Raw genomic sequence first — 16,444 nt, 5'->3', positions numbered from 1 at the left:
GTCCCAGGACCGCTCAGCCGTCGGCGCCCGCCGGCAGCAGGGCGACGGCGCCGTGGGCGGGGACGGTCGCGGTGAAGGTCCCGTCCGCGGCGACGGTGTACGTCTCGGCCACGTCGTCGCCGGCGGCGACGTTCGCGTACTCGCCCGCGGGCAGCGAGGTCTGGAAGGTGTGCTCGGCCTCGCCGTCGCCGGCGTTGAGGGCGACGAAGCCGGCGTCGCCGCGGCCGAAGGCGATCTGGTTGCCGCCGTCGTCCCACCAGTCGGTGAGCTCGGTGCCCTCGACGGCGTGGTGGAACCTCACCATCCCGGCGACCGCGGGGTCGCGCTGGATGCAGCTCCAGGCGCCGCTGTCGCAGTCGGCGTCGTCCACGCCGGTGGCGGTGGCGCCGGGGGCGCCGGCGTCCTTGTCGTCGAACGTGTACCCCGAGTACAGCGAGGGCGAGCCGTACGGGAAGGCGAGCATGAACAGGCTGGCGAGCCGGTAGGCGTCGCCGTCCTTGGACGTGAGGGTCTCGCCGTTGCGCTCGGTGTCGTGGTTGGTGACGAAGACGCCGGCCTGGTCGGACGGCAGCTTGCCGTCGGCGATACCCTGCAGGCTCGCGAGCTGGCCGCCGAACGCGGACTTGAGCTGGCGGGCGTAGTCGAACTCGTGCACGTCGCCGTTGCCGACGTACTCCGACGGCCGGATCGGCTCGCCGCCCGCGCCGATGACCTCCTGGACCCAGTAGATCCCCGGGTCGCTCAGCTTCCCCTTGATGGCGGCCAGGTCCTCGGCGGGCATGTGCTTCGCGGCGTCGATGCGGAAGCCCTGCACGCCCAGGTCGATGAGGTCGTTGAGGTAGCCGGCGATCTTGTCCTGCACGTCCGGGGAGCCCGTGCGCAGGTCCTGCAGCGACACGAGGCGGCAGTTCTGCACCTCGTCCCGGTCGCCGTAGTTCGCGATGTTCTCGCGGCAGTCGTTGAAGTCGCCCGGGCCGTAGGGGACGCCGGGGAAGTCGTCGACGGCGAACGACGTGCCGGCGACGCCGGTCCCCGCGCCCTGGTCGGCGCCCGTGGTGTGGTTGATGACGGCGTCCGCGACGACGCCGACCCCGGCCTCGCCGCAGGCGTCGACCATCGCCTTGAACTCCTCGCGCGTGCCGAGCTTCGACTCGATCTTGTAGCTCACCGGCTGGTACGACGTCCACCACTCGGCGCCCTGGATGTGCTCCTGCGGCGGCGAGACCTGGACGGCGTCGATCCCGGCCGGTCCGATCGTGCTCGTGCACTCCTCGGCCACGGAGGTCCACGTCCACTGGAACAGGTTGAGGATGACGTCCCCGTGCGCGACGTCGGCGGCCGCGGACGGCTCGGCGCCGACGAAGGCGGCACTCCCGGGCTCGGCCGGGGTCGCGAGCGGGCTCGCGGAGCTCGTCGTCGCGGCGAGGCCGGTCGCGAGGAGCCCGGTCGCCGCGGCCGCGGCGACGGCGCGGCAGACCGCTCGTCCGGCGCGACGGTGCGTGGTGCGTGCGTGCGTCATTGCTGCTCTCCTTCGGGTCGGACGGACCCTCGTGAAGGGCCGCCGGCTCTCCCCCGGCGGCGATGCCGGGGTGTCGTGCACGGCGGGTGGCCGCGTCGGCGACGGGCGGAGTGGGCCTTGTCGCCTTGCAGCAACATTACAGAAACCGAGGCAACTGTCTACCCGGGCGATCTCAGCGCGCCGGGCTCGCGCTTCGACGCAAGGATGCTGCTCACCGGCACGACGGCGTGCCGCCAGCACCACGACCGACCCACCACCGGAGGTTCACGTGCGTCTTCGTTCCCCTCGATCCCGACGGCTCGTCGCCACGCTCGCAGCGGGCGCCACCGTCGCCGGCCTCGCTGCCACGTCGGCCGCCGCGGCACCCGTACGGACCGCCCCGCCCTCCCCCGACGAGCAGGGCACCTGCAAGACCTTCGACGACCCGCAGTTCACAGGCTGGACCAACCACGCGGAGCTGAAGCGCGAGCTCGCGCAGCTGGAGCAGACCTCGGGCGGACGAGTCCAGGTCGACGTCGTCGGCCACACCCACCAGGGCCGCGAGCTGTACACGGCGCGGGTCGGCACGGGCGACCGCGTGCTCCTGGTGCAGAGCGCCATCCACGGCAACGAGCGCACCGGCACCGAGGCCCTGCTGGGCATCCTCAAGAAGCTGGGCAGCGGCAACGACCCGGCGACCCGCCGAGCCCTGGAGAACGTCACGCTGGTCGCGATGCCCATGGTCAACCCGGACGGCGGCGAGCTGAACCGCCGCATGAACGTGGTCCCGTGGGACGACGTCGTCGCCGACTTCCCGCAGCTCGCCGGGGCGCCGCGCGCCTGGTACCACTCCCTGTCGGGCGACGGTATCGCCGAGCCCGGCTTCGACCTCAACCGCGACTTCAACCCCGACCTGGACTACGTGCCACGGCCGGAGGACCTGCCGGGCGAGCAGAAGGACGCCGGGTTCTTCCTCTCCCCGGAGTCGCAGACCATCCGCGACGTCTACGTCGGGCTCCAGGAGGAGTTCGGGGCCGTCGACGCCGTCGTCGACCTCCACCACATGGGTCCCTGCGACGACCTGACCGGCGGGCCGCAGGACGGCAAGCCGATCTCCGTGTCCCTCGACTACCCCCCGCTCGGCGTGGACGACGGCGCCGCCTACCAGGACGACTGGCCCCTGCTGGACCAGGACCGGTCCCGCCGGTACGCGCTGGCCGTGGCGAACGGCATCCAGGAGCAGTACGGCACGCAGTCGCCGCTGGCGGCCGTGGGGCGGTACTTCCACCCCGACGAGCGCGAGTACGCCGGGCAGGGCCGGTCGGCGTTCGCCCTCAACGGGTCGGCGACCGTGCTGTTCGAGGTCCGCGGCCAGCAGGACGACCTCGGCCAGAAGCTGCACGGCATGCTCGTGCAGAGCGTGCGGACCGGCGTCGAGTCCCTCATCGACGCCATGGCCACCGGCGAGGTCGACACGCTCGACGGCGACGACTTCTTCGAGCTGCCCGACTACGGCTGGGAAGACGCCGACTGACCGGTCCCCCGAAGAGGACGAGCCCGGCCCGCGCCACCCGGCGCGCGTCGGGCTCGTCCGTCGTCGCCGTCGCCCGGCCGGCCCGGGAGCGGTACTGTCCGGCCATGGTGGTCGGCGCCGAGCCCGCACCGCGCCCGGGGCGACGTCGCACCCGGCGGTGGGTGGCGCTCGCCGTCGTCGCCGTCGTCGGGGCCGGGGTGGCCGCCAGTGCCGCCGCACTCGCGCCTCCGCGCCAGACCGCGGACGTGCCCGTGCCACCGGCGGACGCCGCCCCGGAGCAGGTCGTCCGCGCCTACCTGGAGGCCGTGAGCGCGCACGACTGCGAGACGGCGGCGGCACTGTCCGCTGCGGGGGACGCAGGGGACCACCTCTGCGGTGCCACGCGGAGCCTCGAGATCATCGAGGTGGTCCCGGCGCCCCAGCTCTCCGACCCGACCACAGCAGCGGTGAACACCGACTTCGAGGTGGCGTGGCGACCGTTCGCCGAGGGTGGCAACGCCCCCGAGGAAGGGTGGGGCTGGACCTACTACCTCGCTCTCGGCCCGGAGTGCTGGCGCATCGTCGACGCCGGGGCAGGCTGAGCGGACCGCTCAGGCTCCGGGGACGACCATTCCGGAGTCGTACGCCCACACGACGAGCTGCACGCGGTCGCGGGCGCCCGTCTTGGTCATGATCCGGCTGAGGTGCGACTTCACCGTGCTGGGCTCGAGGAACAGCGCCGCGGCGATCTCCGCGTTGGACGACCCGCGGCACAGCAGCGCGACGATCTCCTGCTCCCGCGCGGTGAGCAGCCCGGTCGCGGCCGGGTCGGCGACGACGGGTCCGCGGCGGCGCGCGAACTCGTCGATGACGCGGCGGGTGAGGGCCTGGTCCACCAGGCCGTCGCCCGCCGCGACCCGGCGCACCGCGTCGACGAGCACGTCCGGCTCGGCGTCCTTGAGCAGGAAGCCGGACGCCCCCGCCTCGAGGGCGCCGAACACGTAGTCGTCGAGGTCGAAGGTGCTCACCACGAGCACGGGCACGGGGTCGACGACGCCCGGCCCCGCGAGCTCGCGGGTCGCGGTGATGCCGTCGCCGCCCGGCATCCGCACGTCCATGCACACCACGTCGGGCCGCTCGCGGCGCGCGACGCGGACGGCGTCCGCGCCGTTGGACGCCTCGCCCACCACCTCGAGCCCCTCGCTCTGCAGGATCACGGCGAACCCGGCGCGCACCACCGCCTGGTCGTCCACGAGCACGACGCGCGTCATCGAGCGCCCTGGCCGGCGCGCACCGGCCGGTCCTCGGCGCCCGCCGGGCGCGGCACGACGAGCCGCACCAGCCAGCCGCCCCCGGACGTGCGCCGCGCCGTCAGCCGGCCGCCCACGAGCTCCGCGCGCTCGGTCATGCCGATGACGCCGTGCCCCGGGCCCGCCTCCTGCGGCGGGGCGGTCGACGCCGTCCGGTCGGCCGGGCCGTTGCGCACGGTGACGGCCAGCTCGTCCTCGTCGTACACGGTCTCGACGTCGACGGGGCTCCCGGGCGCGTGCCGGCGGGCGTTGGCGAGCGACTCCTGCAGCACCCGGTACACCGTGAGCTGCACCGTGGGCGGCAGGTCGTAGGGCTCGCCGCGCCGCGTCTCCTGCACGCGCGTGCCGGTGCTGCGGGCGAGGTCGAGCAGCGCGGGCACGTCCGCGAGCGTGGGCTGCGGGGCGGACGGCGCGTCGTCGCCCTCCCCGGTGTCGCGGAGGATCCCGACGACGAGACGCAGGTTCTCGAGCGTCTCCCGGCCCTGGCCGCGGATCCACCGCAGCGACTCCTTCGCCCGTTCGGGGTCGCCCGCGACGAGCCGCTCGGCGGCGGCGGCCTGCACGACGATCCCGGACAGGTGGTGCGCCGCGACGTCGTGGAGCTCGCGGGCCATGCGCCCGCGCTCGGCGAGGACGGCCTGCGCCGCGAGCGCCTCCCGCTCCCGCTCGGCCTGCGCCACCCGCGCCCGCAGCTGCGCCAGCAGCTCGCGCCGGGTACCGATGTACGCGCCGACGAGGACCGCGCCGAGGTAGACCACCAGCGCGGACACCAGGCCGCCCCACAGCTGGGTGCCGACGGGCACGCCGAGCTCCGCCGCCGACGCCGGCCCGCCCAGCACGTACCCGAGCAGCACCTGCACCACGGCGGCGCCCCCCGCGGCGCCCAGGGCCGGTCGCCGCGGGGCGTGGACGCCCACCGAGTACGCGGCGACCAGCGTGGCCGGCGCCTGGAAGTTCACGAACGGCGGCAGCAGCGGCGCCAGCGCGAGCTGCCCGAGCACCACGAGCGCGAGGCACAGCATGGGGAACCGGCGCCGCAGCGTGAGCGCCATCGCCTGTCCGACGAGGACGACGCACGCCGCCACGAGCGCCCCGGTGCTCATCCCCTCGACCGACGCCTGGGCGCCGAACGACGCGCCGAGGTTCGACGACACGAGCTGCAGCACCACCACGAGCAGCACCACGGACAGGGCCCCGATCGCGGCGCCGAGCAGCGCGTCGCGGCCCGTGGGGGTCCGGACGCCGAGGGCGTCGAGCCGCCGGCGCAGCGCGTCGAGCACAGGTCCTCCGTCGGTGTCGGGATGGCTGTCTGGATGGGTCTCGTGCTGGCTGCCGAGCCCGGCCCACGGTACGCCGTCCGGGGCCGGGCACGACACGTCGTCGCTGGTCAGGCGGGTATCGATCTGATATCAGGCGAGGTCACGACGCCGGAGGACCGCGCCCGCGGTGACGAGCAGCACGCCGGCCCAGGCGAGCAGGCCCGCCAGCGCCGCGGCGACCCCGAGGGCCGGCCCGGCGTCCGACGCCGCGCCGAAGAGCTGGGCGGCGCCCTGACCCGCCGACGCGAGGGAGCCGAGGGTGATCGGCAGCCACGACGTCGCCGTCGTCGCGCCACCCGTGAGGACGAGCGCGGCGGCCTGGATCATCGGTTCCACGAGGGCGAGCGCCACGACCACGACGATCGCCGCGACCTGCCCCCGCACGAGGGTACCGACGGCGAGCCCCAGCCACGAGAGCAGGACCATGACCGCGAGTCCCCGCGCCCAGACGCCGAGCGCCTCGGCGGGCCCGATCGCCAGGCTCGCGCCGGGCGTCGTGGCGACCGCGACGACCAGCCCGACGGCCGTGACCAGCGCGAGCGCCGCGCCGATCGCGAGCGCCGCGGTCGCCGTCGCGCCCGCCTTGCCGGCGAGGATCCGCAACCGGTCCGGCACGGCGAGCGCCGTGGGCACGATGCCGCCGGTGCGGAAGTCGGTCGTGGCCGCGAGCGCGCCGAGCAGCAGCACGCACAGCGCCGTGACGCCGCTGGAGCCGGACCCGGCGGGCCCGTTGCCCATGAGGTCGAGCAGCGCACGCTGAGCCGTCGCGGTGCCGAGGTCGGTCGCGGCGGCGAGCCCGGACACGAGCTCGCTCGTGTCCGCCGGGGACATCTGGACCCCGACGTGGAACCCGGCGTCCGACCCGCTGAGGGCCTCCAGGGTGCGCAGGGTGCGCGGCAGCACGATCGTGAGGACCTGCGCGAGGACCATGCCCGCGACCGCGACGATCCCGATCACCCAGGGCGTCCTGGTGCTGCGCAGCTTGAGCAGCTCTGCCCTGAACACGGCGAGAGACATCAGCGCACTCCTTCGGTGGCGGCGGTGAGGTCGAGGTACACGTCCTCGAGGCTCCGGTCGGTGGTGACGAGCTCGCCGAGGGTGCCCGCGGCGACGACGCGACCCTGGCCGATGACGACCAGGTCGTCCGCGACCTGCGCCACCTCGCCCAGCACGTGGCTGGCCAGGAGCACCGTGCCGCCGTCGTCGGCGAAGGTGCGCAGCAGCTCGCGCAGCCACCGCATCCCGGCGGGGTCGAGGCCGTTGGCGGGCTCGTCGAGCACCAGGACGTCGGGGCGGCCGAGCAGCGCGGCGGCGATGCCGAGGCGCTGCTTCATGCCGAGCGAGTACGTGCGCACGCGGCGGTCCGCGGCCGGGACCATACCGACGGCGGCGAGCACCTCGTCGACCCGGCGGGACGGGAGCCGCGACGCCGCGGCGAGCACCCGCAGGTGGTCGCGGCCGGTGCGGCCGGGGTGCAGCCCGCCCGCGTCCAGCAGGGCCCCGACGACCTGCGCCGGGTGCTCCAGCTCGGCGTAGCGTCGGCCGTCGAACGTCGCCGTGCCGGCGTCCGCCCGGGCCAGGCCGAGCAGCACGTGCAGCGTCGTGCTCTTGCCGGCGCCGTTCGGGCCCAGCAGGCCCACGACCCTCCCGGGCTCCGCCGTGAACCCCACGTCGTGCACGGCCTCGAATCGGCCGTAGGACTTGTGCAGCCCCGCGATCCGGATGGTGGTCATCCGTCCCCTCCCTCGTCGTCCGGCGGCCGTCGTTCGCCATGCCGGTACCCCGAGCCTTCCGGGGGCGGGGTGGCCGGGTCTTGAGGCGGAGGGCGGAACCTCGGTTGCGCCTTTCGGGGGAGGTCGTGCGGCTCAGCGCCCGCCCGCGCGGCGGGGAAGCCGGGTCAGGCCGAGGCGAAGAGGCGGTAAAGATGCTGGTCGACGGCCGCCAGCGCGGCGTCCGGCTCGACGACGCCGAGCGCGAGCAGCGGCGTGAACCCCGTCAGCGCCAGGAGGAGGTCCGTCTCGACGTCCGGGTCGCGGTCGGGGGCGATCTGGCCCCGCGCGATCGCCTCTCGGACGAGACGCTCGACCGTCGCGCGCCCGTCGCGGAGCCCGAGGCCCGCCCGCTCGCGCAGCGCCGGGTCGTGCAGCGCCTCGAGGACGTAGGCGGCGCTCATGCGGCTCGACGCGCGTGCGTCGGGGTGCAGGGGCAGCATCTCGCCGAGCACCACGCGCAGCACGTCCCGGGGGTGCGGCGGGTCCTCGAGCGCGGCGAGCCCTCGCTCGACACGGTCGGCGGTCCGGTCGGCGGCGAACTCCATCGCGAAGGTCAGCATCGCGGAGCGGGAGGCGAAGTAGTGCTGCAGCTGCCCCAGCGAGACCCCCGCCTCGCGGGCGACCTCGCGCAGGGTCGCCCGGCTCCAGCCGTGCTGGTCGACGACGCGCCACAGCGCGTGCGCGATCGCCTCGCGTCGTTCCTGGTGGTCCACCAGCTTCGGCACCTCTGCTCCTTCCCGGGTGTCCTACGCTTATCACAATACGCCTGACCGAAAACACGCCACGACGGGAGGCAGGATGACCGACGAGCAGCCTCCGGCGACCTTCTTCAACCCGTACGCGGTCGCCATCGACGACGAGGTGGCCATCGCGCTGCTCGCCGACATGCACGTCCGCAAGGCGATCGAGCGCGGCGAGTTCGACGACCTGCCCGGCAGCGGCAAGCCGCTCGAGCTGCGAGACCTCCACGACCCGGACTGGTGGCTGAAGGCCTTCATGCGGCGCGAGAAGCTCGTGGTGCTGCCGCCCTCGATCCAGCTGCGCAAGGACGACGCCGCCCTGGACGGGCGCCTCGACGAGCTGTGGAGCGCGGACGACGTGCGCGAGGAGGTCGAGGAGTTCAACCAGCGTGTCCTGCGCGCCCGCTACCAGCCGGCGGCCGGGCCGCCCCTGGTCACCATGCCGCGCGACGTCGAGGCGACGGTGGCCGCCTGGGCGGACCGCCGCGCGGCGCGGGCCGCGCAGGCGCGCGAGCGGGCGCGGGCCGAGGCGGCGGCCGAGGACGCCCGCCGCCGGTCGCGCCGGCGGGGTCGCCGCGGACGCTGACGGACGGCGTTCTCTCGGTGGCCCCTGTGGAGGAACGGCGCCGCCTGTCGGCGTGGACCCGTAACCTGGCCGACGTGCTGCACGTCCACCGGTCCGAGCGCTCCGACGCGCTGGTCGCCCCGCTCGCCGACGTGCTCGCCGTGCCCCCGGACGACCCGTTCACGGCCGACGTCGTCGCGGTGCCCACGCGCGGCATCGAACGGTGGCTGGCCCAGCGGCTGTCGCACCGGCTCGGGGTCCCCGGGGGCTCGGGCGCGGGCATCTGCGCCAACGTGGACTTCGCGTCGCCGTCGCGGCTGGTCGCGTCCGCGGTGACGGCGGTGACCGGCGTCGAGCCCGACGACGACCCGTGGCGCCGCGCCCGGCTCGTGTGGCCGGTGCTGGAGACGATCGACGCGTCCCTCGACGAGGGCTGGGCGGCGCCGCTCGCGCGCTACGTCGGGGAGGACGGCGACGGCGTGCGGCGCTCGCGCCGCGTGGCGCTCGCCCAGCGCGTCGCGGAGCTGTTCGCCGCGTACGCGCAGCAGCGGCCGGCCCTGCTCGCGGCGTGGCTCGAGAGCCGCGACGACGACGGCGCGGGCGCGCCGGTCCCCGACGACCTGGCGTGGCAGCCGCGGCTGTGGCGGCGGGTGCGGGAGCGCGTGGACGCCCCCGGCCCGGCGGAGGTGCTGGCGGAGGCGGTCGCCGCGCTGCGCGCCGAGCCCGGCGGCGTCGACCTCCCCGCCCGGCTGTCCGTCTTCGGCCCCACCCGGCTGCCGGAGGACCAGCGGCAGGTGCTGGCCGCCCTCGCCCTGCACCGCGACGTCCACCTGTGGCTGCCGCACCCCTCCCCCGCCCTGTGGCGGTCGGTCGAGGCGCTGGTCGACGGGGGCGCCGTCGCCGGGGCGCGTCGTGACGACCTGCCCCCGGCCGCCCGCCACCCCCTGCTGGCCTCGACCGCACGCGACTCGGTCGAGCTGCAGCTGCGGCTGTCGGGGGCCCTCGACTCCCCCGCCGCAGGCGCCCCCGAGGTCCGTGTCGCGCACCATCCCGCACCGCCGCCCCCGGGCACGCTGCTGGGCGCGCTCCAGGCGGCGCTGCGGGCCGACGAACCCGACGCCGCGCCCGTGCCGGTGGGTCCCGACGACCGCAGCGTGCAGGTGCACGCGTGCCACGGCCGCGCGCGCCAGGTCGAGGTGCTGCGCGAGGTGCTCACCGGCCTGTTCGCCGCCGACCCCACGCTGGAGCCGCGCGACGTCATCGTCATGTGCCCCGACGTCGAGGCGTTCGCCCCGCTGGTGACGGCGACGTTCGGTGCCGCGCCCGACGGCGTCACGCAGGTCCACCCCGGGCAGCGGCTGCGCGTCAGCCTCGCCGACCGGGGCCCGGGCGTGATCAATCCCGTGCTCGGCGTGCTCGCGACCCTGCTGCGGCTCGCCGACGGCCGCGTCACCGCGTCCGAGGTGCTCGACCTCGCCACCACCGAGCCCGTGCGGCGGCGCTTCCGCCTCTCCGACGACGACCTCGACCGCTGGCGCGACTGGGCCGTCGAGGTGGGCGTGCGCTGGGGCGAGGACGGGTCGCGGCGCGAGCGGTTCGGCATCGACCCGCGGGTGCGGCAGGGCACCTGGGACGCCGCGCTCGACCGGGTGCTGCTGGGCGTGGCGATGGCGGAGGAGGACTCGCGGTTCGTGGGCCCGGCGCTGCCGCTGGACGACGTCGGGTCCACCGACGTGGACGTCGCGGGCCGGTTCGCCGAGCTGGTGTCGCGGCTGACGGTGCTCCTCGCCGACCTCGACGGCACGCACCCGCTGGAGCACTGGCTCGACACCCTGGACCGGGCGGTCACCCTGCTCGCCGACCCGGCGCCGGACGACGCGTGGCAGTCGCTGCAGGCGCACCGCGTGCTGGGCGACGTGCGGGCGGCGGGCGCGGGCCGCGCCACCGCGGGCGACGGGCTACGGCTGGAGGACGTGCGCGCCCTGCTCGCCGACCGCCTGGCGGGCCGTCCCACGCGCGCGGGGTTCCGCACCGGCGCGCTCACCGTGTGCTCGCTGGAGCCGATGCGCGCCGTCCCGCACCGCGTGGTGTGCCTGCTGGGCATGGAGGACGGCGCGTTCCCCCGGTCCGCGACGCCCGACGGCGACGACCTCCTCGTGCGCGACCCGCTGCTGGGCGAACGCGACCGGCGCAGCGAGGACCGGCAGATCTTCCTCGACGCGCTCACGGCCGCGCGCGAGCACCTCGTCGTGCTGCACTCGGGCGCCGACGAGCGCACCGGGGCCGCCCGGCCGCCCGCGGTGCCCGTCGCCGAGCTGCTGGACGCGCTCGACCGTGTCGGCGCGGCGTCGGACGGCGGGGCCGTGCGCCGGCGGGTGGTCGTGCGGCACCCGCTGCAGGTGGTCGGCGAGCGCAACTTCGAGGCCGGCGCGCTGGGCGCGCCGGGGCCGTTCAGCTTCGATTCGGCGGCGTTCCGCGGGGCGGAGGCCGGGCGCGGGGGCCGGGTCGAGCCGGGCCTCCTCGTGCCCGAGCCCCTGGTCCTCGACGCCGCCGCCCCGACGGAGGTGGACCTCGACGACCTCGTCGCGATGCTCGAGCACCCCGTGCGCTGGTTCCTGCGGACCACGCTCGACGTGCGCGTCGCGCAGGACGAGGACGAGGTGGACGACCGCCTGCCGCTGACGATGGCGCCGCTCGCCGCGTGGGGCGCCGGCGACCGCATCCTGTCCGCCGTGCTCGGCGGCACGGACCCGGGGCGCGCGTTCCAGGCGGAGTGGCGGCGCGGCCAGGCGCCGCCGCGCGAGCTGGGCCGCACGACGCTGCGCGACGTCGTCGAGCGGGTGCAGCCGGTGGAGACGATGGCGCGGCAGGTCCGCGCCGAGCATGCGGCCCGCGCCGTCGACGTGTCCGCCGCGCTGCCGTCCGGCGTCCTCGTCACCGGGACGGTGCCCGGCGTGCACGGCGGCCGCGTCGTGCGGGCGGAGTACTCGAAGCTCGGCCCGAAGCACCGGCTGCGCGCCTGGGTACAGACCCTCGCGCTCGCGGCGTCGGGCGGCGACGCCGGGCTGCCCGACGGCGAGCGGTGGCACGCGGGCACGGTGGGCCGGGCCCCCGGCCGCGGCGCGAAGGCGGCGTGGAGCCTGATCCAGGCACCCGACGCGGCGGACGCCGCCCGGCTCCTCGACGACCTCGTCGCGCTGCGTGCCGAGGCCGCCCGCGCGCCGCTCCCCCTGCCTCCGGACGCGTCGCACGCGTACGCCGTCTGCCGGGCGGGCGGCGCGGGCGACCCGGGGCAGGCGACGAGCGAGGCCCGGTTCACCTGGAACGGCGGGTTCGAGAAGGCCGACGCGTACCACCTGATGGCCTGGGGCGACCCGAGCGGGTCCGTGCCGTTCGACGCGATGGCCGGCCTGCCGGACGCCGACGACCGGCACCGGTTCCCCGAGGAGCCCTCCCGGCTGGGCGCGCTCGCCCGGCGGGTGTGGGACCCGTTGCTGGCGCACGAGCAGAAGGGCACCTCATGACGGCGGGGACGGGCTTCGGCACCGACGCGACGGGCGGCCTGGCGGGCGCCCCCGACCGCCCGGTCTTCGACGTCTGCGGGCCGCTGCCGGAGGGCACCACCGTGCTCGAGGCGAGTGCCGGCACGGGCAAGACGTTCACGATCGCCGCGCTCGCGACGCGGTTCGTCGCCGAGGGCCGGGCCGAGCTGCGCGAGCTCATGCTCGTGACGTTCGGCCGGGCGGCGACGTCCGAGCTGCGCGACCGCGTGCGCGAACGGCTGGTGAGCGCCGAGCGGGCGCTGCGCGGCCCGGACCCGGCGTCCAGCGAGGACCCGGTCGTGGCGCTGCTCGCCGACGTCGACGACGCCGAGCTCGACCGCCGGCGCGCCCGGCTCGCGGCCGCGCTGTCCCAGCTCGACGCCGCGACCATCACGACCACGCACGGCTTCTGCCAGCAGATGCTCACCTCGCTCGGCATCGCGGCCGACGTCGACCCGGCGGCGACGTTCGTGGCAGACGTCGCGGACCTCGTGCGCGAGGTGTCCGACGACCTGTACGTGCGCCGCTTCTCCGACGAGGCGCACCCCGCCCTCACGCCGTCGATGGCCGCCGACCTGGGCCGCGCCGCCGTCAGCGACCACCAGGCCTGCGTCGAGCCCGCCGAGCCGGGCGGCGGCGCGCCGTCCACGCCGGGCGCGCTGCGGCGCGGGGTGGCCCAGGAGACCCGCGACGAGACGCTGCGCCGCAAGCGCGCCCAGCACCTCCTGGACTACGACGACCTCCTGGTGATGCTGCGCGACGCGCTCGCCGACCCGGCGCACGGCGCCGTCGCCGCCGAGCGCGTGCGCTCCCGGTTCCGCGTGGTCATGGTGGACGAGTTCCAGGACACCGACCCCGTGCAGTGGGAGATCCTGCGCACCGCCTTCCACGGGCACCGCACCCTGGTGCTCATCGGCGACCCCAAGCAGGCGATCTACGCCTTCCGCGGCGCCGACGTCGTCGCGTACCTCGACGCGCAGCAGGACGCGACCGCCGTCGCCACGCTCGGCACCAGCTGGCGCAGCGACGAGCCGCTGCTGCGCGCTCTCGACACCGTGATGGGTGGCGCGGCGCTGGGCGACGAGCGGATCGTCGTACGGCCGGTGGACGCAGCGCACCGCGGCTCGCGCTTCGACGGCGGCGCGCCGCTGCGGCTGCGACAGGTGACGCGTGCCGCCCTCGGCCTGTCCCCGGGCGAGACGCCCCCGGTCGGGCCGCCGCGCCAGCTCGTCGCCGAGGACGTCGCGGCCGACATCGCCGCGCGCCTGGGCCGCGACCGGCTCGTGGACGCGGACACCGGCGCAGGGGCCGACGACGGCGCGTGGCGGCCGCTCGAGCCTCGCGACGTCGCGGTGCTCACCCGCACGAACGCGCAGGCCGAGGCCGTCCGCTCGGAGCTGACGAAGCGCGGCGTGCCCGCCGTCGTCTCCGGGCTGTCGAGCGTGTTCGCGACGCCGTCGGCCCGCGACTGGCTCACCCTGCTGGCCGCGCTGGAGCAGCCGGGCGCGCACGGCCGGGCCGCCGCGCTGGCGCTGACGCCGTTCGTCGGCTGGGACGCGGAGCGCCTCGCCACCGCGGACGACGCCGCGCACGACGCGCTCGCCGACACGGTGCGGCGCTGGTCGCGGCTGCTGTGGTCGCGCGGCGTCGCCGCCCTGCAGGAGGCGGTGACGCGCGACGGCCTGGCGGAGCGCCTGATGCGGACCAGCACCGGCGAGCGCCATCTCACCGACCTGCGCCACGTGGGCGAGGTGCTGCACGCCGCGGCAGTGACGGAAGGGCTGGGGGCGTCCGCGCTCACGGCGTGGCTGCGGCGGCGCATCCGCGAGGCCGCGCAGGACTACGACGAGGAGCGCAGCCGCCGCCTGGAGACGGACGCCGCGGCGGTGCAGGTCGTCACGGTCCACGCCAGCAAGGGCCTCGAGTTCGGCGTCGTGTACGTGCCGTTCGCCTGGGACCGGTTCGAGCCGCGCCAGCCCGAGGTGCTGCGGTTCCACGCCGGGGACGGGCGCCGCATCCTGCACGTGGGCGGCCCCGGCTCGTTCGGGTACGACGCCGCCCTGGAGCGCCACCGCCGCGAGGAGGGCGGCGAGGACCTGCGCCTGCTGTACGTGGCGCTGACCCGCGCCCGGCACCAGGTGGTGGTGCACTGGGCGCCGTCGAAGGCGAACTCCGCGAAGGCGGGCCTGACGCGCGTCGTCCTGGGCGACCGCACCCTCGGCGGCGAGCCCGCCCCGCACGCCTCTCAGCAGGCCATGCGCGACGACGCGGTCCGGGCGTCGCTGGGGACCCTCGCCCAGGGCTCGGGCGGCACGATCGCCGTCGAGGAGGTGCCCGGCACGCCCCCGACCGAGCGCTGGCGGCCGCCCGCGGAGACGGCGCCGTCGCTCGACGTCGCCCAGCTCGACCGGGTGCCGGACCCGACGTGGCGGCGGGCGTCGTACTCGGCCCTCACCGCCGCGGCCCACCACCCCGGCCGGCCGGGCGGCCTCGCCGCGACGGCCGCACCGGAGGCCGGTGGTGTCGAGTCCGAGCCCGAGGGCGGCGGGGTCCAGGACGAGCCCGCCGAGGCCGCACCGACGGCGGTGCGCCCCGGCGGGGCCGACGTCGGCCCGGAGGCGGCGCCGGGCGCCGACCTGCCGTCGCCGATGTCGGGGCTGCCCGCGGGCACCGGCTTCGGCACGCTCGTGCACGAGGTGCTGGAGTACGCCGACACCGCCGCCCCCGACCTCGACGCGGAGCTGCTCGCGCGGTGCGCGGCGGCGGCGACCACGCGGGTGCCGGGCACCGACCCGGCGGAGCTGGCCGCGGCGCTGGGCGTCGTCGCGCGCACGCCGCTGGGGCCGCTCGCGGGCGGGCGCACGCTCGCCGACGTCACGCCGCGCGACCGCCTGGCCGAGCTGGAGTTCGAGCTCCCGCTCGCCGGGGGCGACGGCGACGGCGGGCCGGGTGGCGGCTCCGAGGGCGCCACCCTGGCCGGGATCGCCGCCCTGCTGGCGCGGCACCTCGGCGACGACGACGCGTTCGCCGGCTACCCCGCGGTGCTGGCCGAGCTCGCGGCCGCCGACCCCACGGCCCGACCCCTGCGCGGCTACCTCACGGGGTCGATCGACGGCGTGCTGCGGGTGCCCGGGGACGACAGGGCGCCGCGCTTCCTCGTCGTGGACTACAAGACGAACCGCCTCGGCACGTTCGACGCCCCGCTCACGGCGCACGACTACCGGCCCGAGGCCACGGTCGACGCGATGCTGCACGCCCACTACCCGCTGCAGCTCGTCCTCTACCTCGTGGCGCTGCACCGGTACCTGGCGTGGCGGCTGCCGGGGTACGACCCGGACGTGCACCTCGGCGGCGGGCTCTACCTGTTCGTGCGGGGTATGTGCGGCCCGGACACCCCCACCGGGCCCGACGGCGCCCCGTTCGGCGTGGTCTCGTGGGTGCCGCCGCGCGGGCTGGTGCCGGCGCTGTCCGCGCTGCTCGACGGAGGGGACGCATGACCGACACCACCACGCTCCCGGCCGGCGAGCCCTCCGGCGATGTCCGCCTCGCCGCCGCGGCGCCCGCGCTGCTGCGGGAGTTCAACGCCGCCGGCCTCGTCGCCGCGACGGACGTGCACGTCGCCACGCGGCTCGGGCGGCTGACGGGCGAGGACGACGCGACGGTGCAGCTCGCCGTCGCGCTCGCCGTCCGGGCGCTGCGCGGCGGGTCCGTGTGCGTGCGGCTCGACGACCCGGACGAGCTCGCGGCGCTCGCGCTGCCCGAGGACGCCGACCGGGGCGACGCCGTCGACGGTCCCGGCGCCGCCGCTCCCCCGCCGTGGCCCGAGCACGCGGCGTGGGTCCGGGCGATCGAGGCGAGCCCCCTGGTGACCGTCGGCGCGGGCGGGCCGGAGGACCGACCGGCTCGCTGGGTCGGCGGGCGGCTGTACCTCGACCGGTACTGGCGCGACGAGCTCACGGTGCGGCGGCTGGTCGACGCGCGGTTGCAGGCCCCGCCGCTCGTGCCCGCGGGCGCGGACCGGCTGGAGGCCGCGCTGGCCCGGCTGTTCCCCGAGGCCGGCGACGTGCGGCAGCGGCTCGCCGCCGCGCACGCCGCCGGCCGCCGGCTCACGGGGGGCACCCGCGGTCCCGGCCCCCGCCAGACCACCACGGGCGCGCGCCGGCTGGGCGGGCAGCAGGACCGCCC

At 76.7% G+C, this 16,444-nt stretch carries 11 protein-coding genes and 1 pseudogene; 6 read left to right on the top strand and 6 right to left on the bottom strand.

Annotated features, from left to right (window positions below; all coding sequences use genetic code 11):
- Positions 1 to 13 precede the first annotated feature (13 nt).
- Positions 14 to 1,519, bottom strand: a complete 1,506-nt coding sequence (locus ACFUVW_RS12310) for an alpha-amylase family protein (protein ID WP_430571613.1) — start codon at positions 1,517 to 1,519, stop codon at positions 14 to 16.
- A 268-nt stretch (positions 1,520 to 1,787) separates the two neighbouring features.
- On the opposite strand from ACFUVW_RS12310, the gene ACFUVW_RS12305 reads away from it, so the two are divergent.
- Positions 1,788 to 3,032, top strand: coding sequence for a M14 family zinc carboxypeptidase (locus ACFUVW_RS12305; protein WP_430571612.1), 1,245 nt, complete (start codon positions 1,788 to 1,790; stop codon positions 3,030 to 3,032).
- Between the two features lie 104 nt (positions 3,033 to 3,136).
- On the top strand, positions 3,137 to 3,613 hold the full coding sequence (locus tag ACFUVW_RS12300) for a hypothetical protein (RefSeq protein ID WP_430571611.1): 477 nt from the start codon (positions 3,137 to 3,139) through the stop codon (positions 3,611 to 3,613).
- A gap of 9 nt (positions 3,614 to 3,622) precedes the next feature.
- Here ACFUVW_RS12300 and ACFUVW_RS12295 read toward each other — a convergent pair whose 3' ends face one another.
- The 5 genes from ACFUVW_RS12295 to ACFUVW_RS12275 all read right to left on the bottom strand — a co-directional run bounded on the left by ACFUVW_RS12295 (position 3,623) and on the right by ACFUVW_RS12275 (position 8,137).
- Positions 3,623 to 4,282, bottom strand: coding sequence for a response regulator (locus ACFUVW_RS12295; RefSeq protein WP_430571610.1), 660 nt, complete (start codon positions 4,280 to 4,282; stop codon positions 3,623 to 3,625).
- Positions 4,279 to 5,601, bottom strand: coding sequence for a sensor histidine kinase (locus ACFUVW_RS12290; protein ID WP_430571609.1), 1,323 nt, complete (start codon positions 5,599 to 5,601; stop codon positions 4,279 to 4,281). Before ACFUVW_RS12290 ends, ACFUVW_RS12295 begins: the two co-directional genes overlap by 4 nt.
- Before the next feature lie 129 nt (positions 5,602 to 5,730).
- Positions 5,731 to 6,657 carry a hypothetical protein gene (locus ACFUVW_RS12285; protein ID WP_430571608.1) on the bottom strand — a complete coding sequence of 309 codons (927 nt, stop codon included), beginning with the start codon at positions 6,655 to 6,657 and terminating at the stop codon, positions 5,731 to 5,733.
- Positions 6,657 to 7,373 carry an ABC transporter ATP-binding protein gene (locus tag ACFUVW_RS12280; RefSeq protein WP_430571607.1) on the bottom strand — a complete coding sequence of 239 codons (717 nt, stop codon included), beginning with the start codon at positions 7,371 to 7,373 and terminating at the stop codon, positions 6,657 to 6,659. The genes ACFUVW_RS12285 and ACFUVW_RS12280 overlap by 1 nt, the downstream gene beginning before the upstream one ends.
- A 164-nt stretch (positions 7,374 to 7,537) precedes the next feature.
- On the bottom strand, positions 7,538 to 8,137 hold the full coding sequence (locus tag ACFUVW_RS12275; protein ID WP_430571606.1) for a TetR/AcrR family transcriptional regulator: 600 nt from the start codon (positions 8,135 to 8,137) through the stop codon (positions 7,538 to 7,540).
- 73 nt (positions 8,138 to 8,210) lie between these two features.
- Between ACFUVW_RS12275 and ACFUVW_RS12270 the strand changes: the two genes are divergently transcribed.
- From ACFUVW_RS12270 to ACFUVW_RS12255, 4 genes and pseudogenes are all read left to right on the top strand, one after another.
- The gene (locus ACFUVW_RS12270) at positions 8,211 to 8,738 is read left to right on the top strand and encodes a DUF1992 domain-containing protein (protein WP_430571605.1); all 528 of its coding nucleotides are present in this window, start codon (positions 8,211 to 8,213) and stop codon (positions 8,736 to 8,738) included.
- Between the two features lie 74 nt (positions 8,739 to 8,812).
- Positions 8,813 to 12,241: an exodeoxyribonuclease V subunit gamma gene (recC, locus tag ACFUVW_RS12265; protein ID WP_430571604.1), complete on the top strand. Its 3,429-nt coding sequence runs from the start codon at positions 8,813 to 8,815 to the stop codon at positions 12,239 to 12,241.
- On the top strand, positions 12,238 to 15,756 hold the full coding sequence (locus ACFUVW_RS12260) for a UvrD-helicase domain-containing protein (protein WP_430571603.1): 3,519 nt from the start codon (positions 12,238 to 12,240) through the stop codon (positions 15,754 to 15,756). The genes recC and ACFUVW_RS12260 overlap by 4 nt, the downstream gene beginning before the upstream one ends.
- Positions 15,753 to 16,444 (top strand): annotated as a pseudogene (locus ACFUVW_RS12255) (exodeoxyribonuclease V subunit alpha); the annotation flags it as partial. The gene ACFUVW_RS12260 and the pseudogene ACFUVW_RS12255, both read left to right, overlap by 4 nt.

It is taken from the genome of Isoptericola sp. NPDC057391 (assembly GCF_042668085.1).
In the GTDB taxonomy this organism is placed as follows: Bacteria; Actinomycetota; Actinomycetes; order Actinomycetales; family Cellulomonadaceae; genus Isoptericola.
The sequence above is the reverse complement of the archived record's forward strand: the minus strand, read 5'-3'. Positions and strand labels throughout refer to the sequence as shown.

Coding starts and splice junctions, on each gene's coding strand:
- ACFUVW_RS12310 (WP_430571613.1), bottom strand. CDS start 1,519: ATGACGCACGCACGCACCACGCACCGTCGCGCCGGACGAGCGGTCTGC.
- ACFUVW_RS12300 (WP_430571611.1), top strand. CDS start 3,137: ATGGTGGTCGGCGCCGAGCCCGCACCGCGCCCGGGGCGACGTCGCACC.
- ACFUVW_RS12295 (WP_430571610.1), bottom strand. CDS start 4,282: ATGACGCGCGTCGTGCTCGTGGACGACCAGGCGGTGGTGCGCGCCGGG.
- ACFUVW_RS12285 (WP_430571608.1), bottom strand. CDS start 6,657: ATGTCTCTCGCCGTGTTCAGGGCAGAGCTGCTCAAGCTGCGCAGCACC.
- ACFUVW_RS12280 (WP_430571607.1), bottom strand. CDS start 7,373: ATGACCACCATCCGGATCGCGGGGCTGCACAAGTCCTACGGCCGATTC.
- ACFUVW_RS12270 (WP_430571605.1), top strand. CDS start 8,211: ATGACCGACGAGCAGCCTCCGGCGACCTTCTTCAACCCGTACGCGGTC.
- ACFUVW_RS12260 (WP_430571603.1), top strand. CDS start 12,238: ATGACGGCGGGGACGGGCTTCGGCACCGACGCGACGGGCGGCCTGGCG.